This window comes from Mesorhizobium sp. M7A.F.Ca.CA.002.15.2.1 (assembly GCF_003998715.1).
GTDB lineage: Bacteria > Pseudomonadota > Alphaproteobacteria > Rhizobiales > Rhizobiaceae > Mesorhizobium > Mesorhizobium ciceri.
Genome location: NZ_RZPI01000320.1, coordinates 1 through 6,078, shown reverse-complemented (window position 1 = coordinate 6,078; position 6,078 = coordinate 1). Strand labels below are relative to the sequence as shown.

General features: G+C 63.5%; 7 protein-coding genes. 5 read left to right on the top strand and 2 right to left on the bottom strand.

What is annotated here, in order from left to right:
- The coding region (locus ENZ74_RS18380; protein ID WP_164761079.1) for a sugar phosphate isomerase/epimerase at positions 1-841 on the bottom strand (841 nt) is incomplete at its 3' end.
- A gap of 400 nt (positions 842-1,241) precedes the next feature.
- On the opposite strand from ENZ74_RS18380, the gene ENZ74_RS18375 reads away from it, so the two are divergent.
- From ENZ74_RS18375 to ENZ74_RS18355, 5 genes are read left to right on the top strand one after another with little or no spacing between them, the layout of a single operon-like run.
- Positions 1,242-2,129: a sugar phosphate isomerase/epimerase gene (locus tag ENZ74_RS18375; protein ID WP_013529508.1), complete on the top strand. Its 888-nt coding sequence runs from the start codon at positions 1,242-1,244 to the stop codon at positions 2,127-2,129.
- Positions 2,130-2,188: 59 nt separating this feature from the next.
- The gene (locus tag ENZ74_RS18370) at positions 2,189-3,358 is read left to right on the top strand and encodes a mandelate racemase/muconate lactonizing enzyme family protein (protein WP_013529507.1); all 1,170 of its coding nucleotides are present in this window, start codon (positions 2,189-2,191) and stop codon (positions 3,356-3,358) included.
- Between the two features lie 2 nt (positions 3,359-3,360).
- Entirely contained in the window at positions 3,361-4,077 is a 717-nt protein-coding gene (locus tag ENZ74_RS18365) for a FadR/GntR family transcriptional regulator (RefSeq protein ID WP_013529506.1), read from the top strand.
- A 5-nt stretch (positions 4,078-4,082) separates the two neighbouring features.
- Complete coding sequence (locus ENZ74_RS18360) at positions 4,083-5,063, top strand: hydroxyacid dehydrogenase (RefSeq protein ID WP_127312907.1); 981 nt, start codon at positions 4,083-4,085, stop codon at positions 5,061-5,063.
- A 42-nt stretch (positions 5,064-5,105) separates the two neighbouring features.
- Positions 5,106-5,486, top strand: a complete 381-nt coding sequence (locus ENZ74_RS18355; protein ID WP_063169047.1) for a hypothetical protein — start codon at positions 5,106-5,108, stop codon at positions 5,484-5,486.
- A gap of 18 nt (positions 5,487-5,504) precedes the next feature.
- Here the strand turns inward: ENZ74_RS18355 and ENZ74_RS18350 are convergent.
- A partial coding sequence (locus ENZ74_RS18350) for an amidase family protein (protein WP_245470975.1) occupies positions 5,505-6,078 on the bottom strand: 574 nt, incomplete at its 5' end.

Sequence of the window (6,078 nt, the reverse complement as noted above, 5' to 3'; positions counted from 1 at the left end):
CCACCTGTCCATCGCCCAGCGAACGGAAGCGCCCGGCGCGGTTGGTCCAGCTCTGATAGCCGGAATAGACGCCTTGCCGGCCGGTCGGGTTGAACTCGGCGTCCTTGACGTGGAACGCCTTGATGCGCTCGTGATAGATGTCGATGAATTCGAGATAGTCGAGCTGCTGCAGCAGGAAATGCGACGGATCGTAATTGATGTTGCAGCGCCTGTGGCCGCCGACCGCGTCGAGGAACATCTCGAAAGTGGCGCCGTCGAAAACGTCTTCAGACGGGTGAATTTCATAGCCGACATCGACGCCGTTGTCCTCGTACACGTCGAGAATCGGCTTCCAGCGTTTGCCGAGCTCGCCAAACGCTTCCTCAATGAGTCCAGCCGGCCGCTGCGGGAACGGATAGAGGTAAGGGAAAGCCAGCGAGCCGGTAAACGACACTGAAGCATTCAGGCCTAGATTACGCGATGCTTTAGCGCCGAACTTCATCTGCTCGACAGCCCACTTCTGCCGGGCTGCGGGATTGTTGTGCACCGATGGCGGCGCAAAGCCATCCATCTGCGCGTCATAGGCAGGATGCACCGCCACCAATTGCCCCTGCAGATGCGTCGACAATTCCGTGATCTCGACGCCGGCGTCGGCGCAAATGCCTTTCACCTCGTCGCAATAGGCCTTGGAAGAGGCCGCCTTCTTGAGATCGAACAGCCGCGCGTCCCAGGTCGGGATCTGCACGCCCTTGTAGCCGAGACCGGCCGCCCATTTGGTGATCGACGCCAGTGAGTTGAACGGCGCGGCGTCGCCCGCGAACTGCGCCAGAAACAGCCCCGGGCCCTTCATTGTCGTCGGCATCGGCATCCTCCCTCATTTCTCTCGCGACCGAGCATAGCGCCGATTGGAAACAGGGCCAGCCACTTTGGTCTTTTCTCAACGGGCGCTTGCACGCACCACCATTCTGGTATTACCAAATGTGGAATTTTGGTCAAGCCTTGCAATGCGCCATCATGACCCCAAAACCACCCGGCGCAGGCATATATATCTCAATATAATCAAGGAAATACTCCACAGCGAAAGTTGCATCCCGGCGCTTCTTGCCGATCCGGATAATTTGCTGTAGACCTCGCTTCAGGCCCAATTGGTCGAACCAGTTTGCGAGAAAAGGCTGGGAACGCCTTGGGGAGGAACCTTTGTGTCGCCTTTTGGCGATGCATGTCGCAGGCGAACCATAGAGACGAGTTGGGAAGGACAGACCATGCATCTTTCGACGCACAACTGGATGCGCGCGGAACCCTTGGAAACGACGCTCAAGCGCATCAAGAAATTCGGCTATGAGTCGATCGAGATTTCCGGCGAACCCGAGCAGTACAAAACCAGGGAGACCCGGGCGCTGCTGAAGGAGCATGGCATTCGTTGCTGGGGCGCGGTGACCCTGATGCTGGGCGAGCGCAACCTTGCCGCCAGGAACCAGGGCCAGCGCGAGCGTTCCGTTCAGTATGTCAAGGACGTGCTGACCATGGTCAGCGAACTCGATGGCGAGATCATCACGCTGGTTCCGGCGACCGTCGGCAAGGTCGTGCCTGACGGCACCGAGGAAGAGGAATGGAAGTGGGTCGTCGACGCCACCCGCGAATGCTTCACCCACGCCAAGAAGGTCGGCGTCAAGATCGCTGTTGAACCGCTCAACCGCTTCGAGACCTATCTGTTCAATCGCGGCGCCCAGGCGCTGGCTTTGGCCGACGCGGTCAGCCCCGAATGCGGTGTCTGCCTCGACGCCTACCACCTCCATATGGAAGAATTTAACGTCTATGACGCGATCCGGCAGGCCGGAAAGCGCCTGTTCGACTTCCATGTCGCCGACAACAACCGCTTCGCCGCCGGTCTCGGCCAGATCGACTGGCCGAAGATCGTCGCCACCTTGCGCGAGATCGGCTACGACGGCGCGCTGACCAACGAGTTCGTCGCGCCCGTCGACCGGACGCCGGCGGCCCCCTATCCCGACATGGTCGAGCGCAATCCGGTCGATATCTCGCCCGAACAGCTGAAGTTCATCCAGGACCACGGCTCCAGCGTGCTCACCGAGAAATTCTACACCGACCAGATGCGCATCAACGCCGAAACGTTGCTGCCGCTGATCAAGTAGTCGACTGCCTCAGGGAAATTCGCCCTTCCGCCCTGACCGGCGCAGGGCTGGGGAAGAATATGCGTATCAAGTCCGTCCAAGCCTGGTGGATCCGCGTTCCGATCGAAGCCGCTCGGCAGCACCGCAGCGACTTCGGTCAGGTGACGACCTTCGACGCCGCCATCCTGCGCATCGAGACCGATGACGGGCTGGTCGGCTGGGGCGAAGGCAAGAACGCCGCCGGCAGTGCCGGCAGCTACGGTGCACTCGTCCACATGCTGAACCATGAAGTCGGGCCGCAGCTGGTCGGCCGCGATCCGGCCGACATCGGCATCATCTGGGAGATGCTCTACAATGGCGTGCGCCACGACAGCGCCGCACGCGGCGGCCACGCCATGCCGCAGCTGGCGCGGCGCGGCATGAGCATCGCGGCGATCAGCGCCGTCGACATCGCGCTGTGGGACATTCTTGGCAAATCGCTTGGCGTTCCTGTCTGGCGGCTGCTCGGCGGCCGCAAGCTCGATCGCATGCCGGCTTACGCGTCCGGCGGCTGGGCGGCCGCCGACGCCATCGGCGAGCAGTTGAAATCCTATATCGCCAAGGGCGGTTTCAAGGCACTGAAGATGCGGGTTGGCGCCATGGACGGCGCGGCGCACATTTCCGCCACCCGCGTGCGCGCCGCACGGCAGGCGCTCGGCCCCGATGTCGAACTGATGGTCGACGCGCACGGCACCTACACGGTGGCTGAAGCCAAGCGCTTCATCCATCTCGTCAACGACCTTGACCTGGCGTGGTTCGAGGAACCTATCATCGCCGACGATAAGCCGGGCATGGCCGAAGTGCGGGCAAGTGGCGCCGTTCCGATTGCCACCGGCGAAAGCGAGGCGACCCGCTACGCCTTCCGCGACCTTGCCGTGCTCAAAGCCGCCGACATCTTCCAGCCCGATCCCGCCTTCTGCGGCGGCATCAGCGAGGCGATGAAGATCGGCACCATCGCCAGCGCCTTCAATCTGCGCTTTGCACCGCATTTGTGGGCCGGCGCGCCCTGTTTTTTCGCAGGCTTGCATGTCTGCGCCGCCTCGCCGTCGAGTTTCACCGTCGAATATTCGCTCGGCGCCAACCCGATGATCCATGATCTGGTCGAAGAGACTGTCGAAGCCAGGGACGGTATGATAGCGATCCCGGAAAAACCGGGTCTGGGATTCACCATTTCGGAGCGGTTCCTGGAGGCGCACGCGCAACGCGGTTGACGATGAAAGAAAAGAACCTTCTCGCGGAACTCGCTGCCTACCTGTTCTCCCATTCGGACAAGGAGAGCGGCCGAACGCCATCGGAGCGCGAACTGGCGGAGCATTTCGCCGTCAGCCGCGGTCAGATCCGCGAGGCGCTGGCCATCCTGGAGGCCATGCGCATCGTTGAGCGCCGGGCCAAATCCGGCATCTACATCGACACCAAGCAGGCCAGTGTGGAGGCCATGGCGCTCTTTGCCCGCGCGGGCCTCCCGCTCGACCCGATCCAGATCTACGAGACGGTCGAACTGCGCAAGATCCACGAGATCAAGGCGGCCGAACTTGCCTGTTCGCGTGCCACCGAGGAGAATTTCGAGCGGCTGCGCGAAATCCTGAAGGCTTCGGAAGAGCGCATCGCCGCCGGCGAAGGGCTTGCCAGGGAAGACCGCGAATTTCACCTCGAAATCGTGCGCGCCACCAAGAACAGCGTCTTCCACAATGTCTGCAGCGTCTACTACATGATGGGCGAGCAGCGCCTGCCGATCTATTTCAACGACCCCGAGCGCAACGTGCGCTCGCATGCCGAGCATATCCAGATCTATGAAGCGCTGCTGCGCCGCGACGGCAATCTCGCACAGGCGCTGATGAGCGCCCATCTGCAGGGCGCTGAGAGCTACTGGAAGGGCCTGATCGAGGGCCATGGCGAGGAGCCGCAAAGCCCGGCGCTCGAAAAAGCCTGACCGACATGGCTCGTATCCTCACGACGCACCCTCTGCACCCGCGCGCCTCGGCTATGCTCTCCGGCGCCGGCGAGCTCGTCGTCGCCTCCGCCATCGATCCGGCCACGCTGGCCGCCGAGGCGAAAAATGCCGACATCGTCATCGTGCGCGCGCCGCTGCCCCCACAGCTTTTCGACGGCGCAAAGCTGCTGCGGGCGGCAATCCGTCATGGCGCCGGGCTCGACATGATCCCGATGGAAGCAGCGACGGCCGCCGGCGTGCTGGTGGCGAATGTGCCGGCGGTCAATGCCCGATCGGTGGCCGAACACGTCATGTTCGTGGCCCTCGCCTTGCTGCGCAACTTCCGCGTCGTCGACCGCGACCTGCGCGCCAAAGGCTGGCTTGCCGGCAAGCTCGCTGTTGGCGTTGGCGTGCTCGCGGCCGGCAAGACGATCGGCATCGTCGGCCTCGGCGCCGTCGGCCAGGCGGTCGGCCATATCGCCGCGCACGGCTTCGACCTGAAGGTGGTGGCAACGACGCGCAGCATGCAGCCGGCGCCGGACAAGGTCGGCTTCCTGTCGATCGACGCTCTCGTCGAGCAGAGCGACATCATCGTTCTGTGCTGCCCGCTGACGCCGGAAACGCGCGGCCTGATCAACCGTGAGCGGATCGCCCGCATGAAGCCGCAGGCGCTGCTGATCAACGTGTCGCGCGGACCGGTCGTCGACGACGACGCGCTGATCGAGGCCTTGCAGAAACGGCGCATCGGCGGCGCCGCGCTCGACGTGTTTGCGACGCAGCCGCTGCCGTCGAACCATCCCTATTTCGGCTTCGACAATGTTATCGTCACGCCGCACATGGCGGGGATCACCGAGGAATCGATGATGCGCATGGGCGTCGGCGCGGCGGGCGAAGCCCTGCTGGTGCTGGCGGGCAAGCTGCCGGTCAATCTGCGCAATCCAGAAGTGGTCGATCACTATCGGCGGCGGTTTCCGGCGAGCCTGTAACCCATCGCGGTTTCGCCCCAATTCTCCGCGACGTTGAGAGCCATGCCCGGTCTCGCCTTCCTCTTTGTCGCTGCCTGTTCGCTCTGTGCCATGCCGGCATTCGCGGCCGAGAGCAGTTATGTCTATTGCGACAACGGGCTGCGCTGCTTCAAGGCGCCCTGCCCGTCCAACAGCGCACTCGACCTTGCCACCGGGACGATCATCAAGGGCGTGTCGATCGACCCCAGCGGCCTGCCGCAGGCCGACAAGGCCATAACCGATCTTTCCGACGCGCTTTATGCAGGCAAGATCGTCGTCAGGGGCTCGATCGAGCACCGCACCCAGACGATCGCCGGCAAGGAGTACAATTTGCCCTGGCTGGTCGCGACCCGTATCGTACGGACCGCCAAGGACAGCGAACGCAAGCACTGTTCGTCGCGCTGATGGGCGGTTCAGCCCTGCTCACGCGCCAAGCAGCTGCTCCACCTCTGCTGCTATGCGCAGCAGGCGTTGGTCATGGCCGTTGCGCGCCACCAGCATCAAGCCGGCGGGCAGCTGAGTGCTCGGCATCGGCAGCGAGATCGCGCAGAGATCGAACTGGTTGGCAACCTGCGTGTTGCGCAGCAGCAGGCCTTCGGTGCGGTCACGCAACCCGGCGTCGTCAGACATCGAGACGATAGTCGGCGCCGTCACCGGTGTGGTCGGCAAGGCCAGCACATCGACCGAGGACAGCCGCTCGTCCATGGCGGCGGCGAGCGCTGTACGACGGCGCATTGCCCGGATGTAGACAGGCGTCGGCAGCATGGCTGCCCGCGACAAAGGTCCGCTGACATGCGGGTCGACCGGTACCGAAGCTCCTGTCGCCAGCCAGTCGGCATGCACTTCGGCCCCTTCCATCGCGGCGATCGAACCACGCTTGGTGGCCGCGCGCAAATCGGCAAGCAGATCGTCGATCGACAGATCCTCGATCCGCGCGCCCGTCTGCTCGATCTTGCCAAGGCAGCGGTCGAACGCGGTCGCCACCTCGTCTTCCGTC

Excerpts from the sequence above, each read along its gene's own strand:
- ENZ74_RS18375 (WP_013529508.1), top strand. The coding sequence starts at position 1,242 with ATGCATCTTTCGACGCACAACTGGATGCGCGCGGAACCCTTGGAAACG.
- ENZ74_RS18370 (WP_013529507.1), top strand. The coding sequence starts at position 2,189 with ATGCGTATCAAGTCCGTCCAAGCCTGGTGGATCCGCGTTCCGATCGAA.
- ENZ74_RS18365 (WP_013529506.1), top strand. The coding sequence starts at position 3,361 with ATGAAAGAAAAGAACCTTCTCGCGGAACTCGCTGCCTACCTGTTCTCC.
- ENZ74_RS18360 (WP_127312907.1), top strand. The coding sequence starts at position 4,083 with ATGGCTCGTATCCTCACGACGCACCCTCTGCACCCGCGCGCCTCGGCT.
- ENZ74_RS18355 (WP_063169047.1), top strand. The coding sequence starts at position 5,106 with ATGCCCGGTCTCGCCTTCCTCTTTGTCGCTGCCTGTTCGCTCTGTGCC.